Consider the following 16271-nt stretch of genomic DNA (forward strand, 5'->3'; position numbering starts at 1 on the left):
AGAAGCTGTAAAGCGTGCACCTGTTTCTGTTTTCATCGCAATCAAAAAAGCACTCCCCAAATAAATGAGAAGTGCCATAAACATTGATATAACAATGATATTAACGTTTTGAGAAATATCTAAATGATTTTTAAGTGCACTTAATCCATGGAAATCCTTCTATATCAACGTTTCGGCAATTGTTATATGGTTAAAAATGTATGGAAAAGGATTGAAATTGACATTACTTGAACCAAGTTGCACCATTATTACAGATGCTAGTTGAATACTATTTGTAAAAATAATATTATATATCAATTTGCTCTTCTATCCAACAAGGTGATTTTTTATTTTCCTTATTTGTTCTAATTCAATTTGTTTCATAAGCTTCTTCATATACTGCCAATCAATTTTATTTTCATTGGTAACTGGCAACAGTATTTTTTGTTTCTTTAATCGCTTTGTTCCCATTTTTAATCCATAATCATACTTTTCCTTTTGTAATGTAATCATGTAAGTCAAAAATAATGAACTATACTTATTTCTGTAGTTAGGAATTACCCTTCGAGTATCATTTCCAAATAAAGCTTCATATGGATGATAGAAGGCTTGTCCCACTGCACCATTACGATTAACAGATATTATATCACTCGATAACGTCTTATTTTCATTGGATACAAAGTATCCTATTCCATTATTAGAAGCTCCAGCCGTTACATAAGGAATGTTTCCCTCTATACGTTCTTGAGCGTATATATCTTGTCCCGAAAAAACTTCTGCTATTTCTTGAATTTCAAAAGAATTCCAAGATAACTTATCCCAATTTGATACTTCAATATTATCTATTTCTTTTGCTAATTGATTGTACTTATCAGTTAAATACAGTAGTATTTTTTTTCGTTTGCTTTGATATATTTCATACCCTTGTTTTTCCATGTACTCCCAATAGATTCTGTTCTCATTATTTATAGGCAACATAACACGAGTATTTTTTAATCTTTTTAAAGTGGCTCCATTTCCACCCCAATTAAACTTTTCCATTTGAACCTTTAACAAAGGAATTAAAAAATAAGCAATATATTTGTTCATTCTTTTATGATTTAAAATTTGAATGTTTTGGCCTGTAAAAAAATCTGTTGGTTGATAAAATACTGTCTGTGTATCTAAACCAATAGTAATTACATTTCCTTTATTAATTTGGTATTTTTCTTCTTGATCTTTGGTAACGAACATATCAATTCCATTATTTAGTTCAGATCTTGTGACATAAGGTATATTTCCAGGTTTTTGGTTAAGCTTATTTTTATCTATTTCACTAGTACTCGATGTTATTGAAAATATTCCATTATCCCCACCTATTTGAAAATCATTCCAGCGGATATTATTCATTTTCATCACCAAAATCATTAAACAAATACTCTTTCCCATGAAGTACCATATCTATTTCAAAAGAAAGGTAATCGGAAATATGCTTTTCAAATTCCTCTCTAGAAGGAATTTCTTCATTAAAATAGTAAAATGAGTGTAACCATTCATCTTCAGAATCGATTTTTGTTTCGACACAGAAATTATTTTCAGCATCAATACGATCAAACCAAACATCTAAAAGATACTGTTTTTTATCTTTTGCTTGAGCTGTTTCTATTAACCCTATATGTTTGGATATTTTATATCCATCATCTTTGAAGTTTATAAATTTACATTTTTTATTATTATCATGAGGTATTCCACTAGTGAAAATCGCTATACATGGATTGACACCAAAATTATAAAAAGTATCTTTATTAAGAGTAATAACTCCTTCAAGAGTATGTTTCTTTAATATGTTTCGTTTAATTTCCTTTTCCACATTCGTTTTCCCTGTCATAGAACTTTGAGGAACAATGACTGCCACTCGCCCACCTTCTACAAGGGAATCAAGTAAATGTTCAGTGAATGATATTTCATATAGATCAGGATTTTTAGATGATCCTTGACTATATGGAGGGTTTAACATACCAACATTACAGCCTTTAAGTTGAATCTCAGATGGATTTAATCTTAAGAAATCAGTATTTTCAAGGTTACTTTTTCCATCACCACGTAAAATCATATTTGTGGTAGAAATCGTAAACATATAATTTTGAACTTCAATGCCATAAATTTGATCTTTTTTTATGCTATTTCTTTTTGTTACATCATCATCATCTGTCTGTTCCAACATATGATGCATTGCAGCAACTAAAAAACCACCTGTCCCACAAGCGGGATCAAATACCTTATCATCGGATGATATTTCTAATAAATCACAAAATAAATCCGTAATATGTCGCGGTGTTAGAACAATACCCAAGGTTTGTCCATCTCCACCAGAATAACTCATAAACTCACCATAAAAACGCCCCAAAATATCCTCTGAAGATTTTGAATATACAATATTAGTATAAACACGATTATATAAAAATTCCGTATAATATTTTAACGGCGTTTTACCAAGTGATTCGTTGATTTCATTAATTTGGACGGTATTTTTTATGATATCAAATTGACTCATTAATTTGTCTTTCTTAACGGTAGGAGAAACATTTGACCGTTGTAAATTATTTTCGATTGCACTATATATTTTTTGACCATCAGTCACTGTTGTATCTCCTGTTAAAGATTCAATTGAAAAGCTACCATGTTCTGTTTCCCTCAATGCTAATAAGATTCCAGATACAATTAATGGCTTGTCTTTATCCTGAATAGCTCCATAATTTCTCAAATCTTCATGTAATTCTTGAGCATCTTTCAATATCATTGTTAATTCTTTTTCTTTGTCTGTATCTTCTTCAAGTACTTCTTTTATATAATATTCTTGAATATTTTTATGACTAAATGAAATAAATGTTTCAATTTCAGGAAGTTCTTTGTGCCCGCCTCTTTCATCTACAAATATTGGAGAGATATAATGCCTTTTTTCGTTACCTGACACCCCAATAGCAAAAATCTTTTTAAAGTTTGTTTCTCGTGCAATATGCTTTGCATAATACAATGCACCATTTACCGCATAATCTCTTACTGAGGATGTTTCCCGAATAATTAATCCATCCTCACTTCTATCAATATGTTTGCTCGTATTAAATTTATTTTCTATAATGATAACAAAATCATTGACTACACCAACATATTCAGGTCTTCCTACATTTCCCGATCCACTTTTTGAAGCAGTCTTTAGAGCTTCATTAATTTCTTTAATATTACTTCCTTGTGGAGACATTATTTTTCCAAGACTTGCTTCTTTCAATAAATCATATACCCATAAATCTGTACTTGCTTCATTCGTCATATAATTACCTCTTTTTTATCTAGTATTCTAAGATAATAATATCATACTGTATTAACTAAAATCATTATAAGTATGATATTTCGCACAGTATAGATGACTTGAAGAAAAAAGGGAATGGTTTCTCCCTTTTTAAATATAGCCTCTTTCTTTCAGGCTAGTAAAACTGTTATCACTATTTACCACTAAGTGATCAAGCACTTCGATGCCTAGTAACTTTCCAGCTTCGACTAACCTCTTTGTAACGTTAATATCTTCCATCGATGGTTTTATGTCACCGCTTGGATGCTGATGTGCAACAATGACACTAGCTGCGTTATTAAGTATCGCTGATTTAAACACCTCGCGTGGATGTACAATCGAGGAATTTAACGAACCAACATGACAACGATGAACTGCAACAACATTATTTTTCGTATTTAAACATATAACAAAGAACACTTCACGATCATCACGACCAATAAAGCGAGACGCTATCTTTGCTCCGTCTTCTGGACTACGAATGATATAATCAACACCTTCTTCAGCCTCTCTGATAATTTGTTCAATGCGAACTACTTCTAAAATGGTTTCCATCTAGATCAACCTCTCTATTATTTTTTTGACCTTTTTGGTCACCATAGAGAGAATCTTTGCATCGATTAATGTCAAGTGGCGTTAGTAGCAAAGCTATCGAGTGATTCGTATATGTTTTGAGGAAGCCCAATGAATTAGGGTGCGTTAAAAGCGTTAATTGCTTTCTTACGCACCCTTATCCTACTTGGCTGACTCATAACATCCGAAGAACGAAGACCCTTTACTTAATCGATAATTCGTCTCAGCTTTATAGACGAATTAGAAGATTATAATTAGGAGAGCTGAAAAGGAAAAAAGTAACAACCAAACATAACACACCATCATCTTCTTTTTGACTTAAGAACTATTTAGTTTATTTTTTATAGAACTTCTTTTTAATATATTCGTCCGCTTCAATTCCATCTTGGTGGTAAGGATTTTCACCTCTTATGAACAATTTGTTTTCAAGTTCCTTTTCATCAAATTCAACGTTAGGGAATAAATGCTCAAAACACATTTCTACTTTTTCTTTAAATATTATTTCTTTCGCTTCTTTCTCATACGCATATCCAATGGAGTCAGCATGAGTCATTTCGTCATATCCATTTTCCATCAAGTGGTTTTGATATTCTACAAAAACTTTAAATTGTTCTTCTGCTTTCTTCTCTTTCCACTTTTCATCCAAATATTTGTCTCTACGTTGTAATAGGTTTTTTTGTTTTACATGTTCAATTTTTAAAACATCATCTTTTCTATACTTAATATCTGCATTTCTTTTCGGGGGTGGCGATGTAATGTGCTCAATTTGTAATTCATCTATCCATCTTTTGATTGTTTTCGGAGTCACAATATAAGGCGTCTGATATTTCTCTTCAAAATACATTAAAATTTCCTTTGGGCTTACTTCATCATTTAATTCATTGATTTTCTTAAGCAAGATAAACATCCCCTTTGTTTTCTAGTTACACCACACCTCACAAATGTCGTTATAAATAAACGAAATTTCCTTATAATATATACTATCATATAGATATTTAAGTGTAAATATTCTATTTCTATGTCCTTATACAAGTCCGTATAATCATTGTATAATTAGAGTAAGTTAAAAAAGAAAAGAGGTGAGTCGCCTATGCTTAGAGAAAAGCATAATCTATCAAACATGGAGCCGTCATATTCTGATCTAGACAGCTTTCTGGAAGATTTAAAAAATGAAATAATCTACAATTCTTTTAGCACACAACTTGAGTTACTAAAAAATTACAGACAGGAACAAAGAACAGACGCAATTACATTAGATTTCTACAATTATACCTTGGAGTTACCTGGCACTAATGAAGTAGTTGAAGCAATGCGCTGCTTAGAACATGCAATAGAAAAAACAAAAAATAATTAAAGAAAGAGGTAATGCACTATGCCGATTGCAAACGCGTGGGTATTCACGGAGACAAAGTTCAAGGCTGAAGAATTCTTAAATAACACAGGGAACATTTTCAGGTTGGTATCACAAAGAGCTTATGTGAGTAAAAAAGATCCAGAGGAAAAAGGAGTTACTCTGAATCTGCAAATCACAAAAGATGACACGGATTATGGCGTTGATAAAAAGACTGGATTCCAACGTGATAACAACATCCTTAACACGTTTGAAGTTACAATCCTAAATAACAAGGAACACCTTGATATTAAAAAAGGGGAATATCTACGTTTAGTAGATTATATACCAGAAAAATCCTTTATTATCGGATTCGATTTAATACTCCGATTTAAAGATGTAGAGAAAGTTAATGTTAAAACGAAGTAAGTTAAGAACACAAAGACAGCAGAATGGAATCTTCATAACTAACATGTTTATATTGCTGTCAATAGTAATGTTGCTTGTAAACATTATTGATTCCCAACTTATGTTGGGAATCAATAAACATGTGAATTTATTACTTATCGGTTTTATGATAGTCGTATCTTTGATTCAAACTATCATATGGCTATTTCGAAATAAAGCTCATATGGGCATTAAGTATGCTATTTATCACTATTTAACTGTTATAAAAATAAGAAAAGCATTTCTCGATGCTAACTATTATAACAAAAGGTTCTATTTCAATAATGAAATAGCTGATTTGCCGAAAGTGAAATTGGAATTTTCCAATTCCTTCTCGAAGGCAACCTTATTTATCGAGAACATCAATATCAATAAAGCCATTGGTGACATAAATATTTCCTTTGCACTGAGTAATTTTGTAGTTGACGTTGCTTATCTATCGAATGATGAAAATTTCCATGTGTTCGAAATATACGATAGCAATATAGACCAACAGTATAAGTTTGATAGTTTTACTTCCTTTAAGAAACAGTCAGATCAAATTGGAAATTACTCTTTGTTTATTGATAAGTCGATTGAGATCTCTCTATACGGTACATTACTAGTTGGACAAACAGGTTCTGGAAAAACCTATGCACTTTATTCACTCATCCTACAAATGCTTACTAAAAAGGTGCATTATAATCTTTACTTTGCTGACCCTAAAAATTCTAGCCTTGCTGTACTTGGAGACAAGATTTCAAAGGAAAATACGGTTACTGAAATAGAGGGTATTATTGAACTATTATGGAGATTCAATCAATCAATGATAGAAAGAAAAGAATCTATTAAAGAAAAGCTGAACACTAAGTTGGAAGGAACATATGCCGACTTTGGATATGAACCGCATATTTTCATCTTTGATGAATTTGCAAGTTTTCAAACTGTCTTACAGACTATGGAAAAGAAAAAACGTGATGAGGTAATGAAATTATTATCACAGGTGGTTTTACAAGGAAGACAATTGGGATTTTTCCTATGGATTGTTATGCAAAAATCAGATGCTTCTTTATTGCCTACGAATTTACGTGAGAATTTGCCTGTTAAATTCGTACTCGGAAATGCTGAAAGTCAAACTTATACAACAGCATTTGGAAATGGTGTAGATATACCAGAGAAAAATTTCAAATTAGGACAAGGTGTCTTTACTTGTCCAATTATCGCTAAAAGACCTAGACTATGTCATTTTAGTTACTTGAACTTTGACATATTGAAAGCTGTGAATCACTTAAACAAGGGACGGGGGTTTTGTAAAAACCCCCGTCCCACAAAACAAGAAAACCACAGTTTCCATTGATATATCAACGTTTATTGACTTGAAAGGAGTGATCTCTTGTTAGATGTTCAAGTCGATGAATTTACACTTGTCCTCCAAACCACAAAAAGACCTAATTATATGGAACAATGGGAAGGTATGGCAACTAACATCATTATGGAATTCGTTAGATTGGCAAAGATAGAACCAGCATTAGGAAGAATCGAAGATGCAACACAGCCATTGCCACAGGGTTATTCAAATGGCTATACATGCGAAGGAGCAACGTATTATTTTGCAATTGCATATCATATCGATTTTATTCAGATGGGTATTTGTGTAAAATTTTCTGCTCATGCTTGGATGGAATACAGAAAACAATACGAAGCATTGTTTGGTCATTCCATACAGTTACACAATTTCATTGCAAATATTAATAATACTGACCTATACACATCACGACTTTCAAGAATAGATATTGCAATTGATTTTATTAATGAGAAGGTTTCCGTAAATACGATTTACAATCAGCTTTCTAAAAAAAATCAAATTGTTAAAACTGCTACTGGCAGAAAAAATCACTCTAATCTATCTGGAATAACGCAAAACAATATAACTTCAACCTTTTATCTTGGTACAAAGGGTAAAAATATTAAAGCTTTGTTACGAGTCTATGATAAGAAAAAGGAACAGTTTGAAACAATGGGTACTCGTTACGAGGAAGCTCTACAATACGATAACTGGGTACGTTTTGAAGCCTCATATAAAGGTAACTATGCACATGATTTATCGTATGAATTAGAAAATATAAAAAGCGATACAGAACTGAAGGATATGCTCGTATCAGCTTTAACCGACCGTTATCAATTTTATTATGCTAAAACTGATAGACTGGCAACTTATAGTAAAAAGATGCTTGATTTGCTTAACCAGAAAAGTTTTATGTTTAGTTCTCCTTCTCCCCGAATGAATTTGTTGGAGCAGTCACAGAAACATATTTTAAATGGTTCTGGATTATTTCCATACTTGTATAAGATTCATCATATCTGGGGGGACAAAGGTTTAAAAGATTGCTTAACTTTTTTGTACGATGAATATGAAAATTATGAGCCAAATGATGACGTGCTATTATGGCTAAAAAAATATTCTGTATTGTATATGAAACAAGGTTATCCATTTAAATAATAAATTCAAGGAGGACGATATCTCTATGAGCACCAATACGATTTCAAAAAATTATCCATATCTTTTAACCAGAGAACAAGCGTCTCGTTTCCTAGGTATAGACCCAAAGTCTTTCGATAAATACATTCGACCACATGAAGAGCTAAATCGCTTTATGGTTGGTAAACAGGAACGATACACAATGAAATCATTAATAAACTTTATCGAAAAACACTCCGTTTAAACTGACGACAGTTGATAATATGCTAGTTTCAGAATACAATACAATTGTATTCAACTAGCATCTATCAACTATTTTTATGAAAGGGATTGATAGTATGGCTAGTATTGTAAAAAGAGGAAAGTCATATCGAGCACAAGTTTCTTTATACAAGTATGGAGAACATAATAGACTAACTAAAACTTTTCCAACAAAGAAGGAAGCAAGACTTTGGGGTTTAGAAATGGAAGTAGCGAAAGGAGAAGGTAAAGAGCTTGCTCATAGAACAACTACATTTGCGGATTTTTTCGAGAATTGGATTTATCTTGTAAAGGTAAATGACGTTAAAGAAACGACATTTCAAAATTACGTTCGTACGTTAGGTATTATTCGAAATTTATTTCAGGATATCCAATTAAAAGATTTGAATGATATTGTTGTTCAGAAGAAAATTGATGAATATGCTAAAACACACTCTAGGAAGACAACACATGAAGTGTTGCTTAAAATTAAAACATCTCTACGTGATGCATATGCTCGTGGTTATATTGCAAACGACTTCGCACCATTAGTAAAAACACGTGGTGTAAATCCACCAAAGCGAAACAAAGCATTATCTATCACTGACTTTAGAAAGCTTCGTAAATATGTTTTACAGCATCCAGAAGACGAATTTAACTTACTGGTATTACTTGCATTAGAAACAGGGATGCGACGTGGAGAACTGCTAGCAATACGCCCAGAGAGTCTATATGAATACGGAATAAAAGTGAGACATTCCATCAGTCCTACTTCTGATGACACTTCATTAAAGACACAAAATGCAAAACGTGATGTTTCAATTAACAAAGAGGTGTATGAACTTATTCGTCAAATTCCAGTGAAAGAAAATGGTTATATTTTTAGTTTTGGTGGCTTTAAACAGTCGGAACAATTAACGGAGTTATTGAAGAAATTAGGTATTCAGAAAACAACGTTTCACGGTTTAAGAGATACGCATGCATCGTTCTTATTTGCTCAAGACATTGATATTGCTTATGTATCTAAACGATTAGGACATATAAATATACAAACGACACAAAATTATTATCTGGAATTAATGCCAGAAAAAAAGCACCAGCAAGATGCCGATGCTTTAAATCTGTTAAGTGCTTTATAAGATTAACGTTAATTTGCACCAACTTGCACCAAAAAACCTTTGCAAACGTTGGTATATCAACAATCCTATTAACGTTTTGAAAACTGAGGAGCACGACGAGCTTTTTTAAGACCGTATTTTTTACGTTCTTTCATACGAGCATCACGAGTAAGGTATCCTTCAGTTTTAAGTGATCCACGATATTCAGGATCTGCTTGTAATAATGCACGTGCGATTCCGTGACGGATTGCACCTGCTTGACCAGTGAATCCACCGCCGTGTACATTTACAAGAACATCATAAGTTCCTTGAGTTTCTGTAGTAGCAAGCGGCTGGTTCAAGATTAGTAATTGTGTTTCATATGGAAAATAGTCTCTAGCATCGCGACCATTGATTGTAATGTTTCCTGTACCGGGTACGAGACGTACGCGGGCAGTTGACTTTTTACGGCGTCCTGTGCCGTAGTATTGTACTTGTGCCAATTCATTTACCTCCCTTTAATTATCCACGAAGTTCGTAAGCTTCTGGTTTTTGAGCCTGATGGTTGTGCTCAGCGCCTCTATATACATACAATTTCTTCTTCATTTTACGTCCTAAAGGTCCTTTTGGAAGCATTCCTTTGATTGCAACTTCAAGCATTTCTTCAGGATATTTCGTACGCATTTCGTATGCGTTACGAGCTCTCAATCCACCTGGATGATGGGAATGATTGTAGTACATTTTGTCGTTGATTTTGTTCCCTGATAATTCAATTTTGTCTGCATTGATGATAATTACATAATCACCAGTGTCTGCATGTGGTGTGTACGTAGGTTTATGTTTACCACGTAAGATAGCAGCTACTTCGCTTGCTAAACGTCCTAAACGTTGCCCTTCCGCATCCACAACTAGCCATTTGCGTTCAATATTTGCTTCATTTGCCATGAAAGTTGTGCGCATAATTTTTTCCCTCCATATATCAATCATTCTTTACTATTCGTAATCATATTTTTATTCTTAACATAATTAGATTCCGGGGCTAATCATGGTTTAGAAATAAAATGCCATATATCATCTTATAACTTTCAAGACCAAAAGTCAAGCCTAGTATGAAAGTAATTTAAAAAATTCTCGTTTTTTCTTGCTCTTTTTCATTCAAGCTCTAAAATCCTTCTCTTCCCCCTGTTCAGGATAGCTTACTTCCCATAAATACAGTCCATTCGGAGAAATCGTCTTCCCGAGCTTTCCTCTTTCTTTTGCAGCTAAAAGTGCTGGTATATCCTCTGGATTCCGCTTTCCAATCCCTACATCCAGCAATGCGCTCACCATGATCCGGACCATATTATACAAAAAGCCGCTTCCACGAAAAACAAATTCAATATCATTTTCTTTTTTCTTACAGGAAGCATGGTACAATGTGCGCACTTTAGAGCCCTTCACAGTCGATTTTGCTGAAGAAAAGGTGGTAAAGTCGTGTGTGCCCTCTAAATGCTTACAGGCAGCCTTTATAGCTTCTATATTGAGGCTTTTAGGAAAGTGTAATACATAGTTATGCCGGAATACATCCGGCTCTTCCCTGTTTAAGACAATATAATGATACTCTTTCTGCTTCACACTGTAACGGGCATGAAATGAATCACAGACCTTCTCGATATGAATTATATGGACATCATCGGGCAAAAGTGTATTGATAGCCCGCTTCCAATTTGGTTCAGGAATCGTTAAAGGTGTATCAAAATGGATGACCTGTCCGACCGCATGAACACCAGTATCTGTCCTTCCTGACGCCTGGATCCGGATTGCTTCACCCTTATGGATTTTTGCTAAGGCCTTCTCCAGCATGCCTTGGACAGTCCGTTGGCCGGGCTGTACTTGAAAGCCTGCAAAGCCTGAACCGTCATAAGAAATCGTGCATTTTAACCTTTCCATTTGTACAGTTCCTTTCCTTCCATTACTGTCTTAAGAAAAACAACGCCACGAGCATTAGTAAAAAGCCGATTAAAACCAGGATATCTTTTGCACCTACATGCAGTTCACGTAGCTTGCTTCTTCCTTCCCCGCCCTGATAGCCACGGGCTTCCATCGCCATTGCCAAATCCTCAGCGCGCTTAAATGCACTGACAAACAACGGAACCAATAATGGAATAACTGCCATTACCCGATCCTTAACAGGTCCTGTCCGAAAATCAACACCTCTGGCCGCCTGTGCACGGGATATTTTATCCGTTTCCTGCATCAGCGTTGGGATAAAGCGTAAGGAAATAGACATCATCAATGCCAGCTCATGGACAGGAAACTTTATCTTCTTCAACGGGTGAAGCATTTCCTCCATCGCATCGGTAATTTCAATCGGCGTTGTCGTTAATGTTAATAAAGAAGTCGTCAGGATAAGCAGGAAAAAGCGTAAAGAAATCGCAAAACCCTGGATAACCCCGCCGCTGTAAATTTTGATAAAGCCCCAATTGACTAAAAGGTTTCCTTCATTTGTAATAATTAAATGCAGAATAAATGTAAAAATAATTAAGAACCAGACGGGCAGCAGCCCTTTTAATATAAATTGCAGCGGTACTCGTGAAATAAGCACACAAAGCACCGAAAAAGCCGTTAATAGGCTATATGATGAAACATTATTTGCAAAGAATACAATAATAACAAAGAAAAAGACTACTGTAATTTTGGTTCTTGGGTCCAGCCGGTGAATAAGGGAATTTCCAGGAACATACTGGCCGATAATCAGAGCATTATTCATGAGAACCCACCTCCAGCTGCTTCTTTATCTCTTCTGCTAATTCCCGCATGGATTGATACTGATAGTTCAAAGAAGTGCCAAAGCGTTCATTATACTGGTTTAGAAAGTGGATGACCTCCGGGATACCTAATTGGACCTTTTGCAGCTTGTCTGCTTGTTTAAATACCTCAAGCGGAGGACCTTCCATATACTTTTGTCCTTTATTTAGAATAATGATTTTATCTGCATAGGCCAGCGCATCCTCCATGCTGTGTGTCACTAATACCGTTGTCAGATTTTGTTCCTGGTGCAGCTGATAAAACATATCCATCATTTCACGCTGCCCGCGCGGATCAAGTCCTGCGGTAGGCTCGTCCAATACGAGAACTTGCGGAGCCATTGCCAATACTCCTGCAATAGCGACACGCCGCTTCTGTCCGCCACTTAAATCAAAGGGGGAACGCTCTAATATTTCTTCGGGAAGACCGACAGCAGGAAGAAGCTTCTCTATTCTGTGATCAATTTCCTCCTGCGTGACACCAAAATTCTTTGGACCAAAGGCGATATCTTTGGCGACTGTCTCTTCAAATAACTGATGCTCGGGATACTGGAAAACAACACCGACTTTTCTTCTTAAATCACGGATATTCTTTGGCTTTCCGTCTGCACTCAGCCGGAAATCACCAATGGTTATTTCTCCCCTGCTTGGAAGACTCAGTCCATTGAGATGCTGAATGAGTGTTGATTTCCCGGAGCCTGTATGACCGATAACTGCCACAAATGAACCAGAATCTACCATAAAGGAGATGTTCTCAAGGGCTTTATGGGCAAAAGGTGTATTCTCTTGATAAATATAACTTACATCTTTGAATTGAATTTCCATAATTCCTCCAACAACTCTTCGTGGTTTAATGCTGCTTCTTTTAAGGGAACTCCCTGCTTCCTCAGCTCATCGGTTAATTGGCCAACAAATGGCACATCCAGCCCAATTTCACGTAATTCTCCCCGCTGTAAAAAAAGCTCTCTTGGCGTTGTTTCTTCCCAGATCTGTCCCTTATTCATTACAATCACACGGTCTGCCTGAACAATTTCCTGCAGGTCATGTGTTATGGTAATCAGGGAAAGGCCCTCTGATTCCTGGATATCATTCACCGTATGCATAATTTCTTTTCTGCCTGTCGGGTCGAGCATAGCCGTTGCTTCATCCAAAATTAATACCTTAGGAGCTATTGCTAAGACACTGGCAATGGCTACACGCTGCTTTTGTCCACCGGATAGACGGTGCGGCTCTGTTATTAAGTAATCCTGCATACGTACAGCGGATAAGGTGCGCTGGATTCTCTCTCTCATCTCTTCTCTGGGAACGCCTCTGTTTTCCATACCAAATGCAACATCATCCTGAACAGTCGCACCAACAAATTGATTATCTGGATTTTGAAAGACCATTCCTACATCTTTCCGTATATCCCAGACAGTATCATCATCTACTTTCTTTCCATCAACAATAATCTCGCCATCTTTTGGCATCAGTAATCCGTTCAGCAGCTTGGCAATGGTTGATTTTCCAGAACCATTATGACCGATAATAGCAACCCATTCACCTTCATAAATATCAAAAGAGACCTGATTTAATACAAGCGCCCTTTCTTCTTCATATTGAAAGGAAACATTCTTAAACTCTACTAGCTTTTTTCTATCCATCCAGACACCCCCTTCTCCTGTTGTTTATTATGTAATTTGTTTTATCTATTATGGTTATTATTTTACTCATAGCGGCTGATGAACGAAAGTATTTACTTAAACATTAAACAAAAGTTAATAAAGTTTAAGGGCATCTCTAGCCAACGCTCCGGAAATACACTACGCTTTCCGTGGGCTTGTCCTCAGCCTCCTCAAAAAAAAGAAGTTCGCTTTTTTTCTCCGGGGTCTTCACACTACGCATTCCCACAGGAGTCTTCGTGTATTTCCTCCGCTGGGTATTGAGTAAAAAATTTCGTTCTTCTCTTCCCTATAAACCAAAAACAATGAATATCTTAATCGAAACAATATATATCAAAGCTTAGTGAATAATCATTTTTCAATACAAAAAAAGGGCTTGGATAACCTCTGAGAGAGATTGAGTCCTGCCCCTTGCCGTTTTTAGTAATTAAACCAACTCAATGATTGCCATTTTAGCGCCATCGCCTTGGCGTTCACCAAGTTTAAGAACGCGTGTATATCCACCTTGTCTATCTTCATAGCGCGCAGCAACATCATCAAATAATTTTTGAACTACGTTGTTTTCTTCATCCGCTTCTTTGTTGTATAAAAATGCTGCAGCTTGACGGCGGGCATGTAAATCGCCACGCTTTCCAAGAGTAATCATTTTATCTACAATCGATCTTAACTCTTTCGCTTTTGCTTCTGTTGTTTCAATGCGTTCATGAATGATTACATCAGCTGCAAGGTTGCGAAGAAGAGCCATACGACTATCTGTTGAACGTCCTAATTTTCTAGCCACGGACTATCCCTCCCTTTTTTGAAACTAGTCAGGTGACTGTTATATCAGTCATCATCTCGAAGACCTAGTCCTAGATCCTCTAATTTTACTTTTACTTCTTCTAATGATTTACGTCCTAAATTACGAACCTTCATCATATCTTCTTCAGATTTATTTGCAAGCTCTTGAACGGTGTTGATACCAGCACGCTTCAAGCAGTTGTAAGAACGAACAGAAAGATCAAGCTCTTCAATGGTCATTTCCATTACTTTTTCTTTTTGATCTTCTTCTTTTTCAACCATAATTTCCACGTTCTGCGCTTCATCCGTTAAGCCGACAAAAATATTCAAATGCTCTGTAATAATTTTCGCGCCTAGAGAAACAGCTTCTTCCGGGCGAATACTACCGTCAGTTGAAACATCCAATGTCAGTTTATCATAATTAGCGATTTGACCTACACGTGTGTTCTCTACTTGATACGTAACACGTGATACTGGTGTGAAAATCGAATCAATTGGGATAACGCCAATCGGTTGATCATCAAACTTATTTTCATCTGCCGGACGATAACCGCGACCTCTTTCAGCAGTTAACTTCATATGAAGATTAGCTTTACTGTTTAATGTAGCAATATGAAGCTCTGGATTCATCACTTCTACATCACTATCATATGTTAAGTCTGCAGCTGTTACGACTCCTTCACCTTGAACATCAATTTCTAATGTTTTCGGCTCATCAGAGTAGATTTTAAGTGCAAGTTTTTTCAAGTTAAGAATGATAGTTGTTACATCCTCTACAACCCCGTCAATCGTTGAAAATTCATGCAGTGCTCCGTCGATGTGAACAGTTGTCACAGCAGCACCCGGTAGTGAGGATAGTAAGATACGACGCAAGGAGTTTCCAAGTGTGGCACCATATCCACGTTCTAGCGGTTCAACTACGAATTTACCAAAAGTAGCGTCATCGCTAATTTCAAGCGTTTCAATTTTTGGCTTTTCTATCTCGATCATTTAACAAACCCTCCTTTAAAACGTCGAAACCCCGGCTAGACCACAAAGTCTAACCGAAATTCCTCAAATAGGCAGTTGGCGTTTCTGCTCTACCTAAAAATCCTTCGTACGAACTGTCTTTGGAATCTGTTTATCTACAACATGTAGATAACCGTATATTTATCAACCATTATGACCAAGGCTGACAAATTTTATACGGTTAAATTAAACACGACGACGTTTTGGTGGGCGGCAGCCATTATGAGGAACTGGAGTTACGTCAACAATTGCAGTAACTTCTAATCCAGCAGCCTGTAAAGAACGGATTGCAGCTTCACGCCCAGCGCCAGGTCCTTTAACAGTAACTTCTAATGTTTTCATGCCATTTTCGATTGCAGACTTGGCAGCTGTTTCAGCAGCCATTTGTGCAGCAAACGGAGTTGATTTTTTTGATCCTTTAAATCCTAGAGCACCAGCAGAGCTCCAGCCGATAGCATTACCTTGCGTGTCCGTAATTGTAACAATTGTATTGTTAAAAGTAGAACGGATATGAGCAATGCCCGATTCTATATTCTTTTTCACACGACGTTTACGCGTATTTGTTTTACGTGCCATTTGTAAGCTTA

At 35.8% G+C, this 16271-nt stretch carries 18 protein-coding genes; 5 read left to right on the forward strand and 13 right to left on the reverse strand.

Going from position 1 to position 16271, the window contains the following annotated elements; genetic code table 11:
* Positions 1-306: 306 nt before the first annotated feature.
* The 4 genes from BN1068_RS24140 to BN1068_RS22910 all read right to left on the reverse strand — a co-directional run bounded on the left by BN1068_RS24140 (position 307) and on the right by BN1068_RS22910 (position 4775).
* Complete coding sequence (locus BN1068_RS24140; protein ID WP_254846863.1) at positions 307-1386, reverse strand: restriction endonuclease subunit S; 1080 nt, start codon at positions 1384-1386, stop codon at positions 307-309.
* The gene (locus BN1068_RS22900; RefSeq protein ID WP_077605085.1) at positions 1361-3286 is read right to left on the reverse strand and encodes an HsdM family class I SAM-dependent methyltransferase; all 1926 of its coding nucleotides are present in this window, start codon (positions 3284-3286) and stop codon (positions 1361-1363) included. Before BN1068_RS22900 ends, BN1068_RS24140 begins: the two co-directional genes overlap by 26 nt.
* 129 nt (positions 3287-3415) lie before the next feature.
* Positions 3416-3859: a RadC family protein gene (gene radC, locus BN1068_RS22905; RefSeq protein WP_077605086.1), complete on the reverse strand. Its 444-nt coding sequence runs from the start codon at positions 3857-3859 to the stop codon at positions 3416-3418.
* Positions 3860-4211: 352 nt separating this feature from the next.
* Positions 4212-4775: a hypothetical protein gene (locus BN1068_RS22910; RefSeq protein WP_077605087.1), complete on the reverse strand. Its 564-nt coding sequence runs from the start codon at positions 4773-4775 to the stop codon at positions 4212-4214.
* 192 nt (positions 4776-4967) lie between these two features.
* On the opposite strand from BN1068_RS22910, the gene BN1068_RS22915 reads away from it, so the two are divergent.
* The 5 genes from BN1068_RS22915 to BN1068_RS22940 all read left to right on the forward strand — a co-directional run bounded on the left by BN1068_RS22915 (position 4968) and on the right by BN1068_RS22940 (position 9491).
* Positions 4968-5231 carry a hypothetical protein gene (locus tag BN1068_RS22915; RefSeq protein ID WP_077605088.1) on the forward strand — a complete coding sequence of 88 codons (264 nt, stop codon included), beginning with the start codon at positions 4968-4970 and terminating at the stop codon, positions 5229-5231.
* A gap of 18 nt (positions 5232-5249) precedes the next feature.
* On the forward strand, positions 5250-5636 hold the full coding sequence (locus tag BN1068_RS22920) for a hypothetical protein (protein ID WP_077605089.1): 387 nt from the start codon (positions 5250-5252) through the stop codon (positions 5634-5636).
* Between the two features lie 121 nt (positions 5637-5757).
* Complete coding sequence (locus tag BN1068_RS22925; RefSeq protein ID WP_217697346.1) at positions 5758-6990, forward strand: FtsK/SpoIIIE domain-containing protein; 1233 nt, start codon at positions 5758-5760, stop codon at positions 6988-6990.
* 36 nt (positions 6991-7026) lie between these two features.
* Positions 7027-8133, forward strand: coding sequence for a replication initiation factor domain-containing protein (locus BN1068_RS22930; RefSeq protein ID WP_077605091.1), 1107 nt, complete (start codon positions 7027-7029; stop codon positions 8131-8133).
* A 317-nt stretch (positions 8134-8450) separates the two neighbouring features.
* Positions 8451-9491, forward strand: a complete 1041-nt coding sequence (locus tag BN1068_RS22940) for a tyrosine-type recombinase/integrase (RefSeq protein WP_077605093.1) — start codon at positions 8451-8453, stop codon at positions 9489-9491.
* A gap of 68 nt (positions 9492-9559) precedes the next feature.
* Here the strand turns inward: BN1068_RS22940 and rpsI are convergent, their stop codons facing one another.
* From rpsI to rpsK, 9 genes are all read right to left on the reverse strand, one after another.
* Positions 9560-9952 carry a 30S ribosomal protein S9 gene (rpsI, locus tag BN1068_RS22945; RefSeq protein ID WP_077605094.1) on the reverse strand — a complete coding sequence of 131 codons (393 nt, stop codon included), beginning with the start codon at positions 9950-9952 and terminating at the stop codon, positions 9560-9562.
* Between the two features lie 19 nt (positions 9953-9971).
* Positions 9972-10409, reverse strand: a complete 438-nt coding sequence (gene rplM, locus BN1068_RS22950) for a 50S ribosomal protein L13 (RefSeq protein ID WP_077605095.1) — start codon at positions 10407-10409, stop codon at positions 9972-9974.
* Between the two features lie 195 nt (positions 10410-10604).
* Complete coding sequence (gene truA / locus BN1068_RS22955) at positions 10605-11378, reverse strand: tRNA pseudouridine(38-40) synthase TruA (protein WP_077605096.1); 774 nt, start codon at positions 11376-11378, stop codon at positions 10605-10607.
* A 22-nt stretch (positions 11379-11400) separates the two neighbouring features.
* Positions 11401-12198, reverse strand: a complete 798-nt coding sequence (locus BN1068_RS22960) for an energy-coupling factor transporter transmembrane component T family protein (RefSeq protein WP_077605097.1) — start codon at positions 12196-12198, stop codon at positions 11401-11403.
* On the reverse strand, positions 12191-13060 hold the full coding sequence (locus BN1068_RS22965; RefSeq protein ID WP_077605098.1) for an energy-coupling factor ABC transporter ATP-binding protein: 870 nt from the start codon (positions 13058-13060) through the stop codon (positions 12191-12193). Before BN1068_RS22965 ends, BN1068_RS22960 begins: the two co-directional genes overlap by 8 nt.
* On the reverse strand, positions 13036-13878 hold the full coding sequence (locus BN1068_RS22970) for an energy-coupling factor ABC transporter ATP-binding protein (protein ID WP_077605099.1): 843 nt from the start codon (positions 13876-13878) through the stop codon (positions 13036-13038). Before BN1068_RS22970 ends, BN1068_RS22965 begins: the two co-directional genes overlap by 25 nt.
* A 445-nt stretch (positions 13879-14323) precedes the next feature.
* Entirely contained in the window at positions 14324-14677 is a 354-nt protein-coding gene (gene rplQ / locus BN1068_RS22975; protein WP_077605100.1) for a 50S ribosomal protein L17, read from the reverse strand.
* A gap of 44 nt (positions 14678-14721) precedes the next feature.
* Positions 14722-15666: a DNA-directed RNA polymerase subunit alpha gene (locus tag BN1068_RS22980; RefSeq protein WP_077605101.1), complete on the reverse strand. Its 945-nt coding sequence runs from the start codon at positions 15664-15666 to the stop codon at positions 14722-14724.
* Positions 15667-15870: 204 nt separating this feature from the next.
* Positions 15871-16260: a 30S ribosomal protein S11 gene (rpsK, locus tag BN1068_RS22985; protein ID WP_040985036.1), complete on the reverse strand. Its 390-nt coding sequence runs from the start codon at positions 16258-16260 to the stop codon at positions 15871-15873.
* Between the last annotated feature and the right edge of the window lie 11 nt (positions 16261-16271).

This window comes from Oceanobacillus sojae (genome assembly GCF_900162665.1).
Lineage (GTDB): Bacteria > Bacillota > Bacilli > Bacillales > Amphibacillaceae > Oceanobacillus > Oceanobacillus sojae_A.

Excerpts from the sequence above, each read along its gene's own strand:
- BN1068_RS24140 (WP_254846863.1), bottom strand. The coding sequence starts at position 1,386 with ATGATTTTGGTGATGAAAATGAATAATATCCGCTGGAATGATTTTCAA.
- BN1068_RS22900 (WP_077605085.1), bottom strand. The coding sequence starts at position 3,286 with ATGACGAATGAAGCAAGTACAGATTTATGGGTATATGATTTATTGAAA.
- radC (WP_077605086.1), bottom strand. The coding sequence starts at position 3,859 with ATGGAAACCATTTTAGAAGTAGTTCGCATTGAACAAATTATCAGAGAG.
- BN1068_RS22915 (WP_077605088.1), top strand. The coding sequence starts at position 4,968 with ATGCTTAGAGAAAAGCATAATCTATCAAACATGGAGCCGTCATATTCT.
- BN1068_RS22920 (WP_077605089.1), top strand. The coding sequence starts at position 5,250 with ATGCCGATTGCAAACGCGTGGGTATTCACGGAGACAAAGTTCAAGGCT.
- BN1068_RS22940 (WP_077605093.1), top strand. The coding sequence starts at position 8,451 with ATGGCTAGTATTGTAAAAAGAGGAAAGTCATATCGAGCACAAGTTTCT.
- rplM (WP_077605095.1), bottom strand. The coding sequence starts at position 10,409 with ATGCGCACAACTTTCATGGCAAATGAAGCAAATATTGAACGCAAATGG.
- truA (WP_077605096.1), bottom strand. The coding sequence starts at position 11,378 with ATGGAAAGGTTAAAATGCACGATTTCTTATGACGGTTCAGGCTTTGCA.
- BN1068_RS22960 (WP_077605097.1), bottom strand. The coding sequence starts at position 12,198 with ATGAATAATGCTCTGATTATCGGCCAGTATGTTCCTGGAAATTCCCTT.
- BN1068_RS22965 (WP_077605098.1), bottom strand. The coding sequence starts at position 13,060 with ATGGAAATTCAATTCAAAGATGTAAGTTATATTTATCAAGAGAATACA.
- BN1068_RS22970 (WP_077605099.1), bottom strand. The coding sequence starts at position 13,878 with ATGGATAGAAAAAAGCTAGTAGAGTTTAAGAATGTTTCCTTTCAATAT.
- BN1068_RS22980 (WP_077605101.1), bottom strand. The coding sequence starts at position 15,666 with ATGATCGAGATAGAAAAGCCAAAAATTGAAACGCTTGAAATTAGCGAT.
- rpsK (WP_040985036.1), bottom strand. The coding sequence starts at position 16,260 with ATGGCACGTAAAACAAATACGCGTAAACGTCGTGTGAAAAAGAATATA.